16 protein-coding genes, 1 tRNA gene and 1 pseudogene are annotated in these 19,936 nt (G+C 37.7%); 8 read left to right on the top strand and 10 right to left on the bottom strand.

All coding sequences use genetic code 11. From position 1 onward, the window contains the following. Positions 1-78: 78 nt before the first annotated feature. Positions 79-1,455 carry a TniQ family protein gene (locus PL8927_RS15610; RefSeq protein ID WP_197047434.1) on the top strand — a complete coding sequence of 459 codons (1,377 nt, stop codon included), beginning with the start codon at positions 79-81 and terminating at the stop codon, positions 1,453-1,455. Between the two features lie 162 nt (positions 1,456-1,617). Here PL8927_RS15610 and PL8927_RS15605 read toward each other — a convergent pair. After that, positions 1,618-1,691: transfer RNA gene (locus PL8927_RS15605), tRNA-Val, on the bottom strand. A 183-nt stretch (positions 1,692-1,874) separates the two neighbouring features. Between PL8927_RS15605 and PL8927_RS15600 the strand changes: the two genes are divergently transcribed. Continuing rightward, entirely contained in the window at positions 1,875-2,390 is a 516-nt protein-coding gene (locus tag PL8927_RS15600) for a hypothetical protein (protein WP_083623180.1), read from the top strand. A gap of 96 nt (positions 2,391-2,486) precedes the next feature. Then, positions 2,487-2,735: a DUF6887 family protein gene (locus PL8927_RS15595; RefSeq protein WP_083623178.1), complete on the top strand. Its 249-nt coding sequence runs from the start codon at positions 2,487-2,489 to the stop codon at positions 2,733-2,735. Positions 2,736-2,774: 39 nt separating this feature from the next. Here PL8927_RS15595 and PL8927_RS15590 read toward each other — a convergent pair whose 3' ends face one another. From PL8927_RS15590 to metH, 4 genes are all read right to left on the bottom strand, one after another. Beyond that, complete coding sequence (locus tag PL8927_RS15590) at positions 2,775-3,221, bottom strand: DUF2442 domain-containing protein (RefSeq protein WP_083623176.1); 447 nt, start codon at positions 3,219-3,221, stop codon at positions 2,775-2,777. A 214-nt stretch (positions 3,222-3,435) separates the two neighbouring features. After that, positions 3,436-3,876 (bottom strand): type II toxin-antitoxin system VapC family toxin, encoded by a 441-nt coding sequence (locus tag PL8927_RS15585; protein WP_083623174.1) that lies wholly within the window; start codon positions 3,874-3,876, stop codon positions 3,436-3,438. Next, positions 3,877-4,119 (bottom strand): hypothetical protein, encoded by a 243-nt coding sequence (locus tag PL8927_RS15580; RefSeq protein ID WP_231506034.1) that lies wholly within the window; start codon positions 4,117-4,119, stop codon positions 3,877-3,879. It abuts the gene before it with no gap. Positions 4,120-4,323: 204 nt separating this feature from the next. After that, a complete protein-coding gene (gene metH, locus PL8927_RS15575) occupies positions 4,324-7,851 on the bottom strand; it encodes a methionine synthase (protein WP_083623170.1) in 3,528 nt (1,175 codons plus the stop codon). 225 nt (positions 7,852-8,076) lie between these two features. On the opposite strand from metH, the gene PL8927_RS15570 reads away from it, so the two are divergent. Continuing rightward, positions 8,077-8,394: a hypothetical protein gene (locus tag PL8927_RS15570; protein ID WP_083623168.1), complete on the top strand. Its 318-nt coding sequence runs from the start codon at positions 8,077-8,079 to the stop codon at positions 8,392-8,394. A gap of 6 nt (positions 8,395-8,400) precedes the next feature. After that, positions 8,401-8,667, top strand: a complete 267-nt coding sequence (locus PL8927_RS15565) for a type II toxin-antitoxin system RelE family toxin (RefSeq protein WP_083623166.1) — start codon at positions 8,401-8,403, stop codon at positions 8,665-8,667. Positions 8,668-8,773: 106 nt separating this feature from the next. Here PL8927_RS15565 and PL8927_RS15560 read toward each other — a convergent pair. The 3 genes and pseudogenes from PL8927_RS15560 to PL8927_RS15550 all read right to left on the bottom strand — a co-directional run. Then, positions 8,774-9,019: pseudogene (locus PL8927_RS15560) on the bottom strand (Uma2 family endonuclease); the annotation flags it as partial. 372 nt (positions 9,020-9,391) lie between these two features. Then, entirely contained in the window at positions 9,392-10,084 is a 693-nt protein-coding gene (locus PL8927_RS15555) for a fasciclin domain-containing protein (RefSeq protein ID WP_083623164.1), read from the bottom strand. Positions 10,085-10,242: 158 nt separating this feature from the next. Continuing rightward, positions 10,243-14,586: a transporter substrate-binding protein gene (locus PL8927_RS15550; RefSeq protein WP_083623162.1), complete on the bottom strand. Its 4,344-nt coding sequence runs from the start codon at positions 14,584-14,586 to the stop codon at positions 10,243-10,245. 326 nt (positions 14,587-14,912) lie between these two features. Here PL8927_RS15550 and PL8927_RS15545 point away from each other — a divergent pair, with 326 nt between their 5' ends. Then, the gene (locus PL8927_RS15545) at positions 14,913-15,992 is read left to right on the top strand and encodes an acyltransferase family protein (RefSeq protein WP_083623159.1); all 1,080 of its coding nucleotides are present in this window, start codon (positions 14,913-14,915) and stop codon (positions 15,990-15,992) included. Between the two features lie 92 nt (positions 15,993-16,084). Here the strand turns inward: PL8927_RS15545 and PL8927_RS15540 are convergent, their stop codons facing one another. Then, the gene (locus PL8927_RS15540; protein ID WP_083623157.1) at positions 16,085-17,284 is read right to left on the bottom strand and encodes an aminotransferase class V-fold PLP-dependent enzyme; all 1,200 of its coding nucleotides are present in this window, start codon (positions 17,282-17,284) and stop codon (positions 16,085-16,087) included. Positions 17,285-17,814: 530 nt separating this feature from the next. On the opposite strand from PL8927_RS15540, the gene PL8927_RS15535 reads away from it, so the two are divergent. Further along, positions 17,815-18,933, top strand: coding sequence for a YihY/virulence factor BrkB family protein (locus tag PL8927_RS15535; RefSeq protein ID WP_083623155.1), 1,119 nt, complete (start codon positions 17,815-17,817; stop codon positions 18,931-18,933). Between the two features lie 3 nt (positions 18,934-18,936). Continuing rightward, entirely contained in the window at positions 18,937-19,368 is a 432-nt protein-coding gene (locus tag PL8927_RS15530; RefSeq protein ID WP_083623153.1) for a GAF domain-containing protein, read from the top strand. A 146-nt stretch (positions 19,369-19,514) separates the two neighbouring features. Here the strand turns inward: PL8927_RS15530 and rpsU are convergent, their stop codons facing one another. After that, positions 19,515-19,712 (bottom strand): 30S ribosomal protein S21, encoded by a 198-nt coding sequence (rpsU, locus tag PL8927_RS15525; protein WP_006616180.1) that lies wholly within the window; start codon positions 19,710-19,712, stop codon positions 19,515-19,517. Between the last annotated feature and the right edge of the window lie 224 nt (positions 19,713-19,936).

Raw genomic sequence — 19,936 nt, 5'->3', positions numbered from 1 at the left:
TTACTTTTACAGTTTAGAACTATCCCTAGTCTAATTTTTAAGGAAAATTTTAAGTTTTTTAACTAAAAATTAATGGTGATGGATATTAATGTAGCCGAAATTCAACCCTACACTAATGATGAGCTATGGAGTCCAGAGAAGTTTCCTATGCCGCCCCGAAGTTCTCTGCATCATTTAGAACCGATTGGTGTGGGCACTCCTATGGTTGAGAGTTTAACCAGCTATATGACAAGGTTAGCTCATTCTCATGGAGTTTTTGTCAGTACATTATTATCGAGAGTAGTTAATCCCCTGTTACAACGAACTTTTATCAAAAATTATACGAGTAGGGGATTAGAACCCTTTTTTAACCGTTCTCACACTTTAAATGGATATGGAACAATAGCTACTGACTTTATTGAGGTTTTAAATCAATTAACTTTGTCTAATAATTTAAAGTTTTTAACATTGAGCCCTTTCTCTAATATTTTGGTGACAAAAGGCTTATTGCGTCCTTATAAAGCTTGGTGTCCAATATGCTATAAACGCTGGAAACAAAATCAAGAAGTTATTTATGAGCCACTGTTATGGTCACTCAATGATGTCAAGGTCTGTTTAATACATCAACATCCTCTTGTGCAAAATTGTCCTCATTGTCATCGTCAATTACTTTGGTTAAATTGGAAATCGAGTTTAGGCTATTGTTCGCAATGCTCTCAGTGGTTAGGAGGATCTTCTAATACTTCAATTGTAACTCAGCAGAGATGGATAGCCGATACTTTGGGAGAATTGGTTGCTAATGCAGATCGGTTATCTTCTGTACTGACTCAAGAGCGTATACAACAATCTTTGACTTATATAGTGCATCAAGTTTCTGAAGACAACATCGCTGCTTTTGCTGCAATACACAAAATTCCTAAAAATACTTTTTGGGGGTGGTACTCAGGTAAAAACCGTCCCCCTTTATCTGCTTTAACACAAATTTGTTATAACTTAAAAATTTCTCTATTTCAGTTTTTGACACAAGATTTCAATCTATCGGCTATCCCAGATCGAGATCAGAAGGTTGAGATGGAATATTGCAAGAATACGCGATCATCTGCTAGAACGCTTGATTTCAATCATATTGAAAATACCCTGAGCCTGATTTTGTCTCAAGCAGGAGAGTCTTTACCAACAATTGCAGAAATAGCAGAACAGTTGCAGATTAATAGACGACTTCTTTCAAGGCATTTCCCTGACTTATGTCACCAAATTGTCACGAAACGTCGCAATTATGTTCGTATGAGCCACTTAACTGCTATTGAACACTGTTGTCAAGAAATTAAAGAGGCGATCGCCTTACTCCATCAATCAGGAGAATACCCAACCGAGTCCCGCGTATGTGAACTGATTAGTAACCCCGGCTATTTCCGTTATCAGAAGGTTAGGCTACTGTATAAGAAAGAAGTTCAATCCATGTTCAGTCGCTTGTAAGCTCTAAGTATGAGTAAGGAAGGCTGCTCATCTACAACTATTGCTCCTTAGCATTTTTCAGGCATGGTTTTGCCGTTACAGTTTTCAGGCATAGCTTTGCCGTTACGGCAAAACCAGAGTTTAAATGACACATGCAGAAACAGCTTAACTCTTAATAATCAATGGACACAACTGGACTCGAACCAGTGACCCCTACGATGTCAACGTAGTGCTCTAACCAACTGAGCTATGCGTCCGACAATTTCTTAATATAGCACAAGGTTTTAGAAGATGCAAGCTTTTTCCAAAATTTTTTTATTGAGACAGCCACAGCCGAAAACTGTTGAACAGTTAGGGGTTTAGTGATTGAGTATTTTTAACTAATCATTTAAAATAGCTATAGTCTTGATTACCCTAATTTATCGAAAATGGGAGGCAACATGAAGGTTGCTAAACTGTCCGGTCTGGGAATTGCTTGTTTCTGTTTAGCATTCAGCCAACCTGTGAAGGCGGAAATGTTAACGTTAGGGACGGCTTCTGGGGGTCAACAAATTAGACTGGATACCAATTCTATTCAACGCAACGGAAACACAGGGAGTTGGTGGTCAGGGTTTACTTATTATTTAGGGAATGAACGAATTCAAGCAGAGGCCCATTGTGGTCGAGGACTTTGGACGGTAGACGGTGAGGAATATTCGCCCCAGTCTAAAGCCACTGAAAATATGTTGAGTATTGTTTGTTCAGCCAGACATATTCGAGAAGTTGAAGACATGGGTTATTCTGTAGTGTTTGACCCTCCTTCTAATGTTCGTTCTTCTCCTGGGGGTGCTGTTAAATGCACTCTTGATAAAATGACGGTGATTCAAGTTTATGTTGAACCGAAAAATGGTTGGTATTCGACGCAAGCTTGTGGAGGAGGATGGATTCACGAAAGCCAAATTCGAGCGTTTCGTTAAGAGGGTGTAAGCGGGTTTTGGATTTATTCAGTTTCTTAGGAGTTTAAGTTAGAGACTATAATATTGATGCCATAATTGAGGAATTTGGGAGTTTTTATGACATCAAATTTTGAAAACATGACCAATGCTGAACTTAGAGCTTATGCTTTGAAACACCGGGGTAAAGAAGATATTGAAGCTTTGCGGGTGTTATTCCGTCGTCGGACACCCTATAGAAAAGAGCTTACATTCTATCCAGCTGAAAATCCGACGGAGAAACGGGAACAATTTGAAAGATTTAAACAAATTATTGAAGAAAAACAAGGTCAAAAAATTAAAGATACAACACCCCCTTTAGACGAGTGAAATTGTATTGATAGTTTTCATACTAACTGTTCCATGAAATTAAAGGGTAACGTTCTTAGGTCTACCTCCTTTTTTTCCATTTTTTCGAGCCGCTTCAGATTTTGCTTTTGAGGTAGATTGACCGTCTTTTCGTCCGAGTTCAGCCATCCAAGATTTTGTGCCAAAAATTCCCCTCACTAATTCAGGAATTCCAAAATCTACATCTAAACTATCCCAATGAATACTTTTACCCGATGGCGGTATCCAAAAGTCTGCTAATTGTTCTGGAGTCGCCTCAGCTAAACCTTGCGCGAGTCGAGGCGGAAAGCTAAAAATACTACCATTTTTTAAGTGAATTACAATTAAATCTTGATCTTGATCATATTTTACAGAAATAGCCCTGGGTTCCGTTGCTTCTGCCTCTTGCCAAGCTTGTTTAGCTTTAGCAATTTCTTCTAACAGATTTTCTTCTATTAATTCTTGCTCCCCCTTGTTATTATTCTTCATACTGTCTACCTTGATTAAAATGTTTTGATGTTTAAATTTGCGGTTAGTTTTAAATTAATCTATTAAAGTAGAGGTCTATTCTTGACAAACCTCTACATTGATTCAAAGATTTAATTAATCATTTTTTCACCTCATATTGATTTAGAGAAGATAAAGAACGTTAAACGTTGTTGTCTGATGACTAGGTTCAACCTAGTCATCAGGAATACATTAGTTATTCTGGGATAATCACTTCAATATCCATGTCTCTACACCAAGCAAAATCATCAACATTAAAAGTATATATTCGCCTGATTCCGTGTGACATCATTGTAGCAACGTGCATAACATCAAAAACGGTTGCACCAGTTACGGGATGATTTTCCAACAATTCCAGCCAAAGATTAGTCAAGTTTGATGGTTTTGGTAAAAGTTGGATATTGGGCATTTGAATCAGTCTTTTTATTCTCCATATTGTGTCTACTGGTGTAATGGGTTTTTTGACTTGGCTACTACTGGTCATAACAGAATAAAATTCTGCAAGAATTTGATCGGAAACGCACAATATTTCCTGTTCACTAGGTCTTAAAATTTTTAATGATGTTCTGTGTTTGTCCCCACTGTCGGTGTCTACAGAATAAACTAAAATATTTGTATCTATGAATGTCTTTTTCATTTATCCGGTTTGATATATATTTGCTCTGTTAATTGGTTTTTTAACGCCAATATCAGCAACAAGCCAACTAAATTCTGCATGAAGTTGCCTAAGTTCATCATCTTCTGGAGTTAGGGTTACGTCATGATTACCTCCTTGATTAATTTGTTGATTCTTAGGAACAGACCGAAGTGCTGTTACAATTTCTTCGACAAGAGCAATTTGCTTGTCGCTGAGTCCAGTTACATCAATTATCTTAGTCATCATCATCAATCCTATTAAGCTTAATAAGCCTGTAAATTTAGCTTACAGTTATATAAATTTAAACCCTCAATACCCCCAATATTGATAGATTTAAAAAATGCTCTAAAAAGTAGATTATTAAAACTTAATCTACCTTTTAGTAGCAAGATATCTTCATATTAACACATCAAACTCATAATGGGTTAATGAAGATTGTAGAAGAGATTAAAGATTGAAGTATTTAGAAACAGGATGATAGGTAATAAACGCCGTTGTAGACTGTTCTGGATAAATTTGTTCACTTTCATCCATATACATATTAATCCGGTCAATTTGTAATAACTCCACCTGTTTATATTGGTCTTGAATATTCGGACAAGCCGGATATCCAAAACTATAGCGAGAACCGCGATGACGTTGGGCTAAAACATCCCGAACATTATCGGGTTCTTCACTTCCAAACCCTAACTCCCGACGAATTTTTGCATGAGTCCATTCAGCTAACGCTTCTGCGGTTTGCACAGCCATTCCATGAAAATACAAATAATTCGTATAGTCGTTTTCTGCAAATAGTTTTTGGGCGTATTCGGTGGCAATTTCTCCAACTGTTACCGCTTGCATCGGGAAAACATCAATCTGTCCGCTTTCTTTGGGGGCAAAAAAGTCCGCAATACACAACCGTCGCCCTGCTTTTTGTCGAGGAAAGTCAAAACGAGCAACCTGTTTTTGATGATTTTCGGGGTCAAAAATGAGTAACGAGTTATCCTCTGCTTGACAGGGAAAATACCCATAAATCACCGTTGGATGTAATAAGTTTTCCGCTAAAATTTTGGCTTTCCATTCTGTTAAAACAGGATAGACTTTTTCGGCTAAGAAAGCATCATATTCTTCCCGTGATTGTTCTCTGGGTTTGCGGAATTGCCATTGACCAGCGACTAACGCTTGTAAATCTAAATACCACCAAATATCCTCTAAAGAAATATCTTCTGGCTGTAAAATTTTCGTTCCCCAGAAGGGCGGGGTAGGACGGTGAATATTAACATCAACGGCTTCAGAACGTCGGGTATCGATGACAATTTCTTCAGGATTTTCAATTTTTTCTGAAGCAGTTTTAACGGTTTCTAACTTAACTTTAGTTTTCTTCGCTTCCGCATATTCTCCTAAAAAGCCTTGAGCATTATCCCATTTTTTCGCTTTTTTTGCAGGCATTAATTTATCCATAAAGTTCAAGTCTGAAAAGGCATCTTTTCCATAAATAACTTGACCTTTATAGGCATTTTGGCAATCTTCATGGACAAATTTCGGGGTTAATGCAGCGCCGCCTAAAATCACGGGAACTGTAATTCCGGCTTCGTTAAATGCCTCTAAATTATCCTTCATGAAGGCAGTGGATTTTACTAATAATCCACTCATTGCAATACAGTCTGCTTTGTGTTCTTGGTAAGCGTTGATAATATTCTCAACGGGTTGTTTAATCCCTAAATTAATCACGCGATAGCCGTTATTAGATAAAATAATATCGACTAAATTTTTACCAATATCATGCACATCTCCTTTAACAGTAGCAATGATAAAAGTTCCTTTGGAATTATCCCCCGTTTCCGATTTTTCCATGTAGGGTTCTAAATAGGCAACGGCGGCTTTCATGGTTTGGGCAGATTGTAACACAAAAGGTAGCTGCATTTGCCCAGAACCAAATAATTCTCCGACAACTTTCATCCCATCCAAGAGAATATTATTAATAATTTCTAGGGGAGGATATTGTTTTAAAGCTTCTTCTAAAGCAGTATCTAACCCAATGCGTTCTCCATCAATAATATGACGTTTTAACCGTTCTTCTATGGGGAGGTTAGCATCTCCAGAACGATCTCGTTTTGTGGTTTTTCCTTGGAAAAGGTTGGTGAGTTCTCCTAACGGGTCATAAACACAAACATCCCCATCAAATTGTCGCTGGTCATAAATTAATTTGCGACAAACTTCTTGATGTTCGGGGTCAATTTTTGCTAAGGGTAAAATCTTATTGGCGCTCACAATAGCCGCATCTAACCCGACTTGCATCGCTTCATGAAGAAACACCGAATTTAATACTTGTCGCGCCACTGGGTTTAACCCGAAGGAAATATTAGAAACCCCTAAAACAATATGACATCCGGGTAATTCTTGACGAATTTGCCGAATAGAATCAATTGTTGCTTTACCATTATTCCGGTCTTCTTCAATACCCGTAGAAATCGGTAACGCTAAGGGATCAAAAAAGATTTCATGAGCAGGAATTCCATAGTTAATGGCATCATTATAGGCGCGTTTAGCAATTTCAAATTTCTTGTCTGCTGTCCTCGCCATCCCTTCCTCGTCAATGGTTCCCACCACAATAGCAGCCCCATATTTTTTTGCTAATTCTAATACTTTAAAAAAGCGTTCTTCGCCGTCTTCATAGTTGGTAGAATTGAGTAAACATTTACCCCCGGATACTTTTAAACCCGCTTCCATTTTCTGCCATTCTGTGGAGTCTAACATCAAGGGTAAATTCACGTTAGTCACAACGCGAGATACTAATTCTTTCATATCTCGCACCCCATCTCGTCCGACATAATCTACGTTAACATCTAAAATTTGCGCCCCTTCTTTTATCTGGGATTTTGCTAAGGAAACTAACCCATCCCAGTCTTCTACATTGAGTAAATCTCGGCATTTTTTAGACCCACTGGCGTTGAGACGTTCACCAATAATTAAAAAGGAGTTTTCCTGTTCATAAGTTTGGGGACTATAAATAGAAGCCGCCGATGGAATTAACTGGGGTTCTCGTTGTTTGGGTTTGAGGGTTTGGGAAATTTCAGCTAAGGCTTGAATATGCTCATAACGGGTTCCACAACAGCCCCCAATGACTTGAACTCCCAAGTCTTCAACAAAGTGCATTAACGCCATTCTCAGTTCCATTGGCGTTAATTTATAATGGGCTTTACCCCCAATATTTTCGGGTAAACCTGCGTTAGGAATACAGGACACAACAAACGGAGAATGTTCAGCTAAATAGCGAATATGTTCTTTCATTAAATCGGGGCCAGTGGCACAATTTAACCCTAAAATATCAATTTTATAGGGAGCTAAAATTGTTAATGCTGCGCTAATTTCTGAACCCACTAACATCGTTCCGAAGGCTTCCATTGTTACAGAAACCATAATCGGACGACGTTCTCCTTTTTTGGCAAAAACATCCTCAATTCCGTTTAATGCGGCTTTAATTTGCAGCACATCTTGACAGGTTTCAACAATAAATAAATCGACACCTCCATCAAATAATCCTTCGGCTTGTTCAGCAAACGCATGATGCAAGGTATCAAAATCAATATGTCCGAGGGTGGGTAATTTAGTTCCTGGCCCCATTGAACCTGCAACAAATCGAGGTTTTTCGGGTGTAGAATATTCCTCGGTTAAACGTTTCGCTAATTCGGCTGCGGTTTTGTTTAAATCATAAGTTTTATCGGCTAAATCATATTCTGCTAAAACAATAGAAGTCGCACCAAAAGTATCGGTTTCAATAACATCTGCACCTGCTTCTAAAAACCCTCGATGAACGTTAGCAACGGCTTCGGGTTTGGTATAAATTAAATATTCATTACAGCCTTCATAGTCTTTTCCGCCAAAGTCATCCGCCGTCAGGTTTTGGGTTTGTAGGTTAGTTCCCATTCCTCCATCAAATACGATAACGGGACGTTCAGGACTGTGAAGGCGGTCTAAAAATGCGCTTTTCATAGAATGTTAATGATAGGGAGTAAGGGTAGTTTTACAATTTTACACGAAGAAACCGGGTTCGGTGGTAAAAAGTCTGGGTTTAACCCTGAGATATTTAAGAAGCAACCCAGTTTCTAAGTTTCATGATAAAATTAGATCAGATTTAAGGTGGGTGAGGTGAGTGAGTTTTTGTCGGGTAATAAAAATTGATTGTCCCCCTAATATTCTGATTACGAGGTATCTCTCATGATAGAACAAGTCATCAGTAAAGAATCTCAGACTTTTGATCAAAATCCTATTTCTCGTCTTAACTTAAAGGAAGTTTCTGAAAATTTAGATAAAATTATCTCTGCTGTGAAATCCGGCGAAAAACGGATTATTATTAATCAAGATCAAGAAGATATTGCCGCAATTATTTCTATGGATGAATTTTTATTATTAGAGCGTGTTATTCAAGAGTTAGAAGATCAAATAGATTTAGAAGCCTTTCAAGAAGCAAAATCAGAGTATCAACAAAATGAAGGAGTTTCCTGGGAAGATTTAAAAGAAGAATTGGGACTTTAAGCAATTGTGGATTATAAAATCGAGTTTTCTAAAAAAGCGAAGAAACAATTTAAGTCTTTACCTAAATTATTTCAAGAACGCCTCGCACCCCAGATTAATGCTTTGGCTAGTAATCCTCGTCCTAGAGGATCAATCCAATTATCAGGAGTTGAGGAAGATGTTTATCGAATTCGTGTAGGGGATTATCGAATTGTTTATGAAATTTATGATAAAATTTTGTTGGTTTGGATTATTGAAATGGGTCATCGACGTGAAGTTTATCGAAAAAAATGATTAAAAACCAGAAGTAATCAAACATGATTTATCACTTATTCTAGCGTAATAATTGATAAATTATGCGGAAATAGATGAAGGATAAATTTGTTGAAAATAAACAAAACTATTGCAAAAATTGTTGATGTTCGGGAGTTGCTAACCCAGTTTGTAATGTAGTAATAACTTCTAGCATATTCCCATTTAAAAGGGCTGAAACTGACAACCATAACCCCGGAAAAACTTGGCTGCGGATAATTCCTTCTGCATCAGGAGTTAAAGAAATATAGTCTCCATTCTGCCATAAAAACCAATCAAAACATCCTTCCATAACTTGCCAAACGAGATATTCTTTTACGCCATTTCGACGATAAACTCGCTGTTTATAATGCTAAAGTCTAATTTAACCACAAAGACACCAAGACACAAAGAAGTTGTAAACGCTTATATAAGATATGATATTCTTGATGGGGATGATTTTAATTGATCATCAATAGAAAGTTTATCGAAAAAATAATTAAAACTTCAGGAGTCAGTCAAGATGGTTAATCAATTATTCTGTAGATGCTCCCATAAACCCCCTGTAGAGACTAAGCATGGCTAGTCTCTACAGGGGACGGATGCCTAGCAAACATTAAAGGATGGAATATAAGCAATACCAACTCAAAAACCCGGTAACTTTTAAGAAACCGGGCTTTTAAATTATCTAAAACTCAATGAATTTAGATTGAGAAATCTTTCAATCTTATTGAGCGCCAGGAGCAGGAGCAGTAGGAGGAAGAATAACAACCTTAATCACATGAATAACACCGTTGCTGGCATTAATATCAGGTTGAATAACTTCAGCGCCATTAACTGTAACTTTGCCTTCAGCTACTTCTAAATTAACCGGATCTCCTTCAACCGTAGCGACTTCGCCGGGTTGAATTTCAGCCGCAGCAACTTTATTCGGCAGAATATGATATTGGAGAATTTTAGCCAATTTTTCTTTATTTTCTGGCTTCATTAACTCTTCTAAAGTTCCCGCAGGTAAGGCTGCAAAAGCTTCATCGGTGGGGGCGAAAACCGTGTAATTGCCTGCGCCAGAGAGGGTTTCTGTTAACCCAGCGGCTTCAACGGCTTTGGTAAAGGTACTGAAAGAGGGGTTGCTGTTGGCAATTTGGACAACGGTTTCTGACTCATTGGAGACTAAAGCCGCATCTGTTCCAGTATTTTCGGAAGCAACGGCGGGAGTGGTGGTTGCTGTGCTGGCTGTGGTATCAGCACCAGGAGAAGCAGTAGTTGTAGAGGTTGTAGACTCAGGAGTCCCGGCTGCTTGTTCGGTAGCGGGTTGTTCTGGGGTGGTGTTAGTTGCAGTAGGCTGACCACAGGCTGCAAGGACAGCGACACTGCTGACGGTTGCTAATAAAGTCAGAAATTTTTTGGTTTTTTGAGTCATGGTATTCCTAATTTAGGGGTAAAGTCTGTAAACGGCTACACAAACTGCTGATGTAATTTTACGCATAGTAACATATCTTCACAAAAATTCAAGCCCCTTGGGAAAATCCTGAGCCTTTACTTCCCTAAAAGCCAGCGACCTGTTCAAATTCCCAATTGCTATCGGCGTTTTGTTAACCAATATGTCACCATTTCTCCTCGACCTTTGACATCAATTAAACCGCGTTCCTCAAAGGCGTATTTGCCATTTAAAAGGTTTTTGGTTGTGGTCGTGACTTGAATTTTGCCCATTTCTCCTTGAGATTCCATGCGAGAAGCAATATTAACGGCATCCCCCCATAAATCATAAATAAATTTTTTCGTCCCAATCACACCTGCGACTACGGGCCCAGTATTCATGCCAATTCTTAAATTAAAACATTGACCCCTTTCTCGTTGAAATCGTTGAATTTGTTCCTGCATATCTAAAGCCATTTCTGCCATAGCTTCTGCATGGTCATTTCGGGGAGTTGGCAACCCGCCAGCGACCATATAAGAATCGCCAATGGTTTTAATTTTTTCTAAATTGTGTTTGTCGGCTAATTCATCAAAAGCAGAGAAAATTTGATTGAGTAAATCGACTAATTCCGAGGGAGAAATTCGGGCAGAAAATCCGGTAAAATCTACAATATCGGCAAACATAATTGTAGCTTGTTCAAAACGTTCGGCAATAGAATGAGGGTTTTGTTTGAGTTGTTCTGCAATGGATTGAGGGAGAATATTAAGTAACAACCGTTCTGATTTTTCTCGTTCTGCTTTTAAGGCTTCTAAAACCCGGCGCCGTTCGGTTGTATTTCGAGCCACCCAAATCACACAATTATCTGGCATCGGAGAAACGGTTGCCGCAAACCAGACTTCATCTCCCCCCAGGAAATCAGAGGAATTGAGTGCATGATGTCCGGGTTCAGTTTCGGCGGAAGTTAAACTATATTCAAGGTTTAAGGTTTGTTTCGTTTCTAATACTTTTTGAATTTGATCATAAAATAAAGTGGCATGACTCGAAGGAAAAACTTCAAACACACTTTTTCCTAGACGTTCTTCCGTGGGACTATATAAAACTTCCGAATTTGTGCTGACAATCTTTTTATATCGTCCTTCACTATCAAAAACCGTAATTACATCGGTCATGGCAGCAAATAAGGCTCGTAGTTCGGCTTCCGACTCTCGCAATGCGATTTCAATGCGTGTCCGTTCAGCAATTTCTCGAACTAATTGATGATTTGCCTCGCGTAAGGCTGCGGTGCGTTCTTCTACACGGGTTTCTAACTCTTCCATTGCATTTTGTAGAGCTTCTTCGGCTTTTTTACGCTCGTTAATATCCTCAACAGTTCCTTCATAGTGGAGTAAATTTCCGGCTTCATCTCGCACAGCAAAAGCATTTTCTGAAATCCAAGTTAACCGTCCATCTAAACGGCGAATTTGAGATTCAAATCCGACAATGGCTCCCTGTGCTTCTAAGAGTTGAACAAACTCTTGACGACGCGGAGGGTCAACATACAGTTGGTCTTGAATATTGGTCAAATTGTCGATTAATTCTTCAGGAGATTGATAGCCATAAATTCGAGCTAAAGCCGGATTTGCACTTAAATAAACTCCGGCGGGTGTGGTTTGGAAAATTCCTTCAACGGCATTCTCAAAAATGCTGCGATAGTTGGCTTCTGCTTGTTTTAAAGCTTCTTCTGCTTGTTTGCGCTCGGTAATATCAATTCCCACAAAGAAAGCCGCTTGATTGTTATTATATTTATGAGCAACAATTAAATAGTTTCGAGGTTTACCTTTAACGACCGACATGACTTCCTGATAGGCATCTTTTTCGGAATTATTAAAAAAACCTTGAACAAAACCATTAAATTCAAAACTAGCTTTTAAGAACCCAATATCTTTACCCACAAAGTCTTCGGGTTTTAAATCAAAAGTTGAGGCTAAATAACGATTAACGCCTAAATAGCGTAAATCTGAACTAATCCAAGAAACTGTACCCGGAACAACATCTAATACTGCTTCTAATTGGTCTTGAGTCAGTCGTAATGCTTCTTCTGCATCTTTGCGAGCGGTAATATCAATTCCCACTACAAAAGCAGCTTGATTTTGATTGTATTTTTGAGCTACAATTAAATAATGCCGTAACTGTTCATTAACAGGAACTGACACCTCTTGAAAGGCATCAATAGCAGAACTATCAAATAAATTTTGCACAAATTGAGTAAATTCTGAATTATCCCCTAAAAACCCAATATCTTGATCGATAAAAGCTTCCTTCGGCAGATTAAACATATCCGCTAACCGTTGATTTACTTCGATATAACGCAAATTTGAATTAATCCAAGAAACGCTCCCTGGAACCGCTTCTAATACGGTTTGCAATTGATCTTTTGCATTCTTTAAAGATTCTTCTGCTTGTTTACTGGCGGTAATATCAATTCCTACAATAAAAGCAGCCTGATTATTATTGTATTTTTGAGCCACAATTAAATAATTACGCCACTCTTCTTTAATTTTAGTTCTAACTTCTTGAGAAGCATCAATGTCAGGACTATCGAATAAATTTTGAACAAAATTATGGAAGTCTGAACTGGTACCTAAAAATCCAATATGTTGATCAATAAAAGCTTCTTTGGGCAGATTAAACATATCCGCCAACCGTTGATTCACTTCGATATAACGCAAATCTGAACTAATCCAAGAAACACTACCCGGCACCGCTTCTAATACCGTTTGGAGTTGATCTTTGGCATTAATTAAAGATTCTTCTGCTTGTTTGCGATCCGTAATATCAATTCCTACGACAAAAGCCGCCCGATTATGATCATATTTTTGGGCAACAATTAAATAATGTCGCCATTCCCCATAAATTTGAGTTTTGACTTCTCGATAAGCATCAATTTCAGGACTATCAAATAAATCTTGGACAAATTGATTGAATTCTGAACTGGTACCTAAAAACCCAATATGTTGACCGATAAAAGTCTCCTTGGGGAGGTTCAGCATATTAGCTAATCGATCATTGACTTCAATATAACGTAAATCAGAATTAATCCAAGAAACCGTACCCGGCACCGCTTCTAATACCGTTTGTAATTGATCTCTAGCCATGCGGAGAGCTATTTCTGCTTGTTGATGTTGAACAATTTCTTGGACTAAATTATCATTAGATTCTTTTAAAGCAGCTGTGCGTTCTTCTACTTTTTCTTCTAACTCTTCATTGGCTCTTTGTAACGCATCTTCAAATTGTTTGCGGATTTCAATTTCCTGCTGAAGTTGAGCTTTTGTTGCTTCCAATTCTATCGATTTTTGTTCTAATTGTTCGGCGCGTTCAATTCCTTGACTGACTTCGGCTAATAACTCAAAAACAATATCAGAAGCATTAAAATTCGCCTCATTAAATCCTAACCAAGGTAAAGGTTTAATCGGTTGTTCACTGGTGTATAAAATCTCAAATTGTTGATTGGGTAACACTTGACCAATTCGACAAACTTTAGCAATATGATGATTGGGTTCTAAATGAACTAACCCTCCAGGAGCTAGAAAACGTTGTCCATAAGCAGCAATCCGAATCCGCTCGATGTCAAAAGACTCCGCTAATTCAACGGCTTGTTTCCATAGATAAATTTGAGTATAAGCCGTAGCCATCGAGTCGTTTGTAACCCGATCTGCTCCATAACGGTGTTTAAATGCTTGGACAAATTGATGATTTTCTGGAGTGTTTAAACTTTGAAAATAATTAAAACAACTTAAATGACCAAGAGCAGCATTTTGAAGTTGTTGAACTTCCGATTCTGATAAGGAAGTGGCTAAAATTGGCAGGTCTGAAGCGAGAATTCCACTTTCATAAAATTGGCGATAAAAAATTAAATTGCGATCGCCTCTTAAGGTATTAATAATAATATCCGGTTGCGCCTGTCGAATCCGGGTAATAATCGGTTCAAAATCTCGTGTCGAAGACGGAACATAAGCTTCTCCTACCACCTGTCCATCGTGATGTCTGAGATGAACTTTCATCAACTTATTGAGAGTATGAGAAAAGACTTGATCCCAACCCAATAAATAACAGCGTGTTTTTTGATTTCGGAGTAACCAAGTAATTGTAGATTCAACTTGCTGATTCGCACAAAATCCCGTATAGAAAATTTGGCTACAATTTTCTAACCCCTCATAAGGGGCCGGATACCATAATTGAGCATTGAAAGTTTCCAGCACAGGTTTGACCCCGTGACGACTCGCCGAAGTCCAACATCCAAAGAGGGTGGTGACACCATCTTCTTGAATCAGTTTTTTGGCTTTTCGCTCAAACGTGAAGCAGTCTGAGGCACCATCCTCAATGATCGGCTCAATGATTTGTCCTAAAACTCCACCCCGATCATTAATTTCGGCAATTGCCATTAACTCCGCTTCTAGCAAAGGCCTTTCCCGATAGGCCATCGCTCCACTCAGAGAATGCAGTAACCCGACTCGTACACCTGGCATAGTTGATTAACGGCTGGTAGAACTAAACTTTAGACTTCGGGTAAGATAGCCGCACCCTCAAATTTCTTTACCCTTGATGCAACTGATGGTTAGACTGTCCTATCACAACAGTCTAAGCTGGGATTAGCTGAATTTTCTAATCCAATAATTCCTTGATCTTAGCACTCACATCCTCCTCCTCGTAGAGTTAGGCCGATAAAATGTATAGCTTGATACCAATTTAGGTTCGATGATGCCGGAAAAACTAGGTTTCTGGGAAGATGCGATCGCCTATATTTTCCTTTAGGCTAATTTAGAGATAATTTCCGATCTGCTTCTCTAAAATTATGAATAATCGATTAATTGTTTTTGATTTACTCAGATGTTTAGCAATTTTTATCATACTTGTCCATCATTTCCTGGAATATTTGAGTTATTTTTACAATTCAAATTTTATTGGGATTAATGTTAATTTATTATTTTATCTCAATGAATTGAATAGATATTTGGGTTTGGGATTATTTACATTTGTTTCCGGTTATTTAATAAATCTAAAAAGAGAACGCTTTAAAGATCTAAATTCTGCTTTGAAGTTTTTATATAAAAAATTTCTCAGAATTTTCCCCCTTTATTATTTAGCATTAATTACTTTCATTTACATGGATAAAATTTTTTCACCCCTCAAAATAGCAATTCATATCTTAGGATTACAATTATTATTTTCTTCTTCCAACTTTCAGCCCATAAAAACTTTATGGTTTATCGGCTTAATTCTAATTTATTACTGCTTATTTATCGTTATAAACTTTAGGAATATTATCCCCATTTATAGAATCTTTATTATCATTCTCTTTCCTATTGTTTTAGGAGGATTATCGGTTGTTTTTGGAGTAACGGATTTGAGACTTATTCTATATTACTGGATTTTTATATTTGGGATATTCTGTGCAGAAAATAATTTCTTTGAACAACAATTTTGGCGGAAAATAAGTCCAATAAATCCTATTTTATTTTTATTTATATTTTTGATTGCTTTTTTTGTAGAAATAAAATATGGATTGATGGAGATTAATTTAGTCTATAGCTATATTTTAATTACTATTCTTGAATTATTATTTGTTTTGTTGGTTTATCAAATCAGTAGTTTGATACCCATCAAAAACTCATTATTAAAATTAATTCAAGTCATTTCTTATTCTTCATATTGTATGTTTCTGTTTCATCGTCCACTCTGGTTTGTCATGGAGAATCTACTTCAACAAACACTAGAAATTAATAATTTTTATATTATGATATCAATATCAACCCTTTTGGCAATTCCAATTTTGATTACTTTCTCATATTTTTTACAGCATTTTTACGATAAATATTTTATGAAGTTAGCCTATTCTTATTGGGTCACTTCTGGGAAAGTAAAAGTTAAGTAGCAACGAAAATTAGAACAGAAAAGGTAAATTATCGTCAAGATTTAGGTTTTTCAAGAGGAAACGCCACTGAAACCCTCTTGAAGTCTAATCAATCATAAATTAATTAACAACTCCAATAAAACCTCTGCTAAATATTCATATTGAGATATATTATTATAAATTTGGGCAGAAATTCTCATCAAAGATTGATTCTCATCCTCCCAAGGCATAATTGGCACCTCAATCTGATATTCTTGCCAAAGTTTTTGATTCAAATCAGAATAATTTTTCCATCTTTTCCCCAGAGGTAAAACCGCCATTGAACCAATCATATCATCAGGACAGGGTAAAGTTATCCCTATTTTTTCTGATAATAATTTTCTGGAATTTACCGCTAAATTATGATTAGTTTTGATTAATTCTGACCATCCTCCCGGTAAAAGAGAACCCATAAATTTAATTGCTTCAGGAATAGATAAATAAGCACTGGGATCGGGGGTTCCTGTCCAGTCAAATTCTAAGAAAAATCGAGAGCGATCGCTTCGGGGAGAATTGGCTCCATGACTAATTGTAAGCGGACGAATCAACGATTGTTTATCCCGTTGTACCGATAAAAACGCGGCTCCTTTAGGTGCAGATAACCATTTATGGCAATTTCCAGTATAGTAGGTTGCTGCAATTTCTTGTAAATTTAAAGCTAACATTCCGGGTGCATGGGCACCATCCACTAAAGTATCAATTCCTAAATTAGTTAATTTTTTAATAATTTCTTGAATTGGAAAAATTAACCCGGTTTGGCTGGTAATATGATCAATTAATACTAATTTTGTTCGAGAAGAAACCTTTTCCATCAAAGCTTCAATAATTTGTTGAGATGAATTTACAGGAAAAGGAATATGTGCTATAATAATTTTAGCTCCTGTGCGAGAGGCGACAAAATCCAAGACATTGCGACAGGCATTATATTCATGATTGGTTGTGAGTAATTCATCCTGTTCGGAAAAAGTAAGCGATCGCAAAACCGTATTAATCCCCGTTGTTGCATTCGGAACAAATACCAATTCTTCAGAATTTGCCCCTACAAAATCAGCTAACTGTTGTCTAGCATCATCAAGCAAAGTTTCATATTCTCGGACAAAAAAATGGAAAGTTTGTTGTTCAAGTTGTTGTCGAAATCGATATTGAGCTTCTAATACAGGACTAGGACAAGCACCAAAAGCACCATGATTGAGGAAAGTTACCTCTGGATTAAATAGCCAATACTGATGAAAAGGAGAATATTGGGGTTTCGTCTGTAAATGAGTATCTTTCATCATTCTTCCTCTGTGGAGACTCCCACTGAACCTGTAATCAGGTCAGTGGTGAGAGGAAACAGAGGGTAGGGTTTATGTTGCATACAAGTAACCATCCTTTCTGTGAATTATTGTGCAATATTTATAACTAATTCCTTGAATAATTCCCCCTTTCGCGGTGATATTAAAACTTCCACTTGAGCGAACCGCAACTCGTCCAATATAGGTTCCAATTTTCTTGCCTTGGGTGACAACAGCTTTAATAATATCGCCCGTCTGAAACCCTTTAATAAATTTAAAGCGGGGTCAAGTCAGTGGGGGTTGTTTACAGTGGATAATGTTAAGAGCTATAGCATTCGCGCTGGTATCTTGACAAGGCAAGGGTTAAGCTTTAATTTAACCACAAAGGCACAAAGACACGGAAGTTGTTGTAAAGACTAACCTGCTGATTGCTATAGAATGATTTTAAACGAATCTTGAACCCATTATTTTTTTGAATAATTGTTTCAGATTCCAGTAAATTATAAATCAAGTATGCTTCCCTAAAACCAATGGTAATAGCCAGCTTTTTCCCGTCCTGGCGACATCTAAAATGGGTCAAGTGGCGACCTTGTTCTGTTCACACCCATTTAGTTAAACTGATTGATCACAGTGCTGATCTCGTCGCTAATTTATTGATCGCCTTGTTTCCTATCTTGATCAGAGGGATTAAGAGGGTTCATCGGCGAATAATGCGTTTTTGCTGTTTTTTTCTGTATTTGAATCCCAAAACCTTCAAACAACTGATTCAGGCTACCCTAGAACAACGATTACCGGGTTTTGCGGCGGAAATGGCTTATCATGCGACCCTGGCTTTATTTCCGGCTGTATTGGCTTTATTAATTGCCATTAGTTCGTTTGAATTAATACAAACTGAACTTTATCAAATGGCAACTTTACTGAGTCAGATTGTCCCGGAAGAGGTACAGAGTTTAATTGGAAATGGAATTGAACAATTATCCGTAACTCCGAGTTCTGGTTTACTCTCGGTTAGTTTTCTGGTTTCTCTGTGGGTTTTTTCGGGTGTTATTGGTGCGGCAATGACGGCATTAAATCATATTCATCGCGTTGAAAATAAAAATCTTAGGCCGTTTTGGAAAAATAAATTAATTGCCTTAGCCTTAGCATTGGGAACACTATTCTTATTAATTTCCGCATCGGCATTAGTCTTAATTAGTGATTTTATTGTTGAAGGAATGGCTCGTCAAAGTTGTTTGATTGAAACCGTTGGCAATTGTGCTTTAGAGGATTTAGCAATTTGTATGAGCAAACCTCCGGTACAAACTTGTTTATTACAATCAACTTTATTAGAAACCTGGAAACAATTTCGATGGCCGATTACATTAGGTATTGTTTCCACGAATTATGCCTTTATTTATCGTTATGCTCCCAGTTACCGAGAGCCCGGAACCCCTTTAATGCCAGGAGCTATTTTAGCATCTGTACTTTGGGCTTTTGTGTCTAATTTATTTCGCTGGTATGTTTACCATTTTGGCAACTTTAATATTACTTATGGCACAATTGGTGCTTTCGTTGTTTTGTTACTTTGGCTGCAAATTAGTTCCTTAATTATGTTGATTGGTGCTCAACTTAATGTTATTGTAGGAGATGCCATGAAAACCCAATCCTAGGCAATGAATCAACCTCTGTCATTACAAACCATTGCTGAACAAGTTCAAGAATTACTGCAAGCTGAAACGGCTGTTGTTGTGCTGGCAGAATCCTCTGGTGAGCAAGTTTATTCGGCGGCAGCCGTTGGCAAATATGCAGCAGATGTTGTGGGAAAACGAGGAGATGCAGCAACATCTGGTTTACCGGGAATAGTGTTTAAAGGTTCATGTCCTATTTTAATTGAAAATACTAAGGGAGATCTGCGAGTTCGCCAAGATTATGTAGAAGCCTGGGGAATTCAAACTGCTTTAGCAATACCTTTATTTTTCCGAGGTCAACTTTGGGGTGCTTTAATGGTTTTGAATCGTTTAGACAGTAAAAGTTTTAATCAAGAAGATCAGCAAAAATTAGTGAACTATGCAACAATGATTTCTGATCGCCTTCCACATACTTAATAATCAGAATTGAAACGTTAAAATTCAAGATTTTCATAAAAAACAAAATCCGCGACGTTACTCCCAGCTTTGTCCATTGGGCTTCAAGCGGGAGTTGTGGCGCGGTAGATTTTAGAGCAAGCTTCTAGGTCATGAAACACCTGAAACTAAAACATCCGCTTTTTGCGGAAAGCACGTCTTTGACGTTGGTTAGCGATGGCTTTACGCTTACGCTTTTCTGGAGGGGTTTCAAAGTGACGTTTTTTTCTAACATCCGCCAAAATCCCAGCCTTAGAAACTTCACGTTTAAAACGTCTTAAGGCTGACTCTAGCTGTTCATTTTCACCCAGAATAACTTGGGTCATGTCCTCTCCTTAATGGTCTACAACAACATTTGAAAATTTTTTGTGAGATTATTCCCCTTTATGCCATATTACAGCAATGGGGAAGATCTCGTCCATGTTTGTGAAGGCTACAAACAGGCGTGATAGTGGGGTGTAGAGGCTAACCTTAGCGGCTCACCGAACTTAAAACGCCCGTCATAATAGAGAGGATTAGTAAAATCCAAATCACATAACCTGGGATAAAC

This window comes from Planktothrix serta PCC 8927, from assembly GCF_900010725.2.
Classification (GTDB): Bacteria; Cyanobacteriota; Cyanobacteriia; order Cyanobacteriales; family Microcoleaceae; genus Planktothrix; species Planktothrix serta.
Note: the sequence above shows the minus strand (reverse complement) of the source record. Positions and strands in the feature narration are given on the sequence as shown.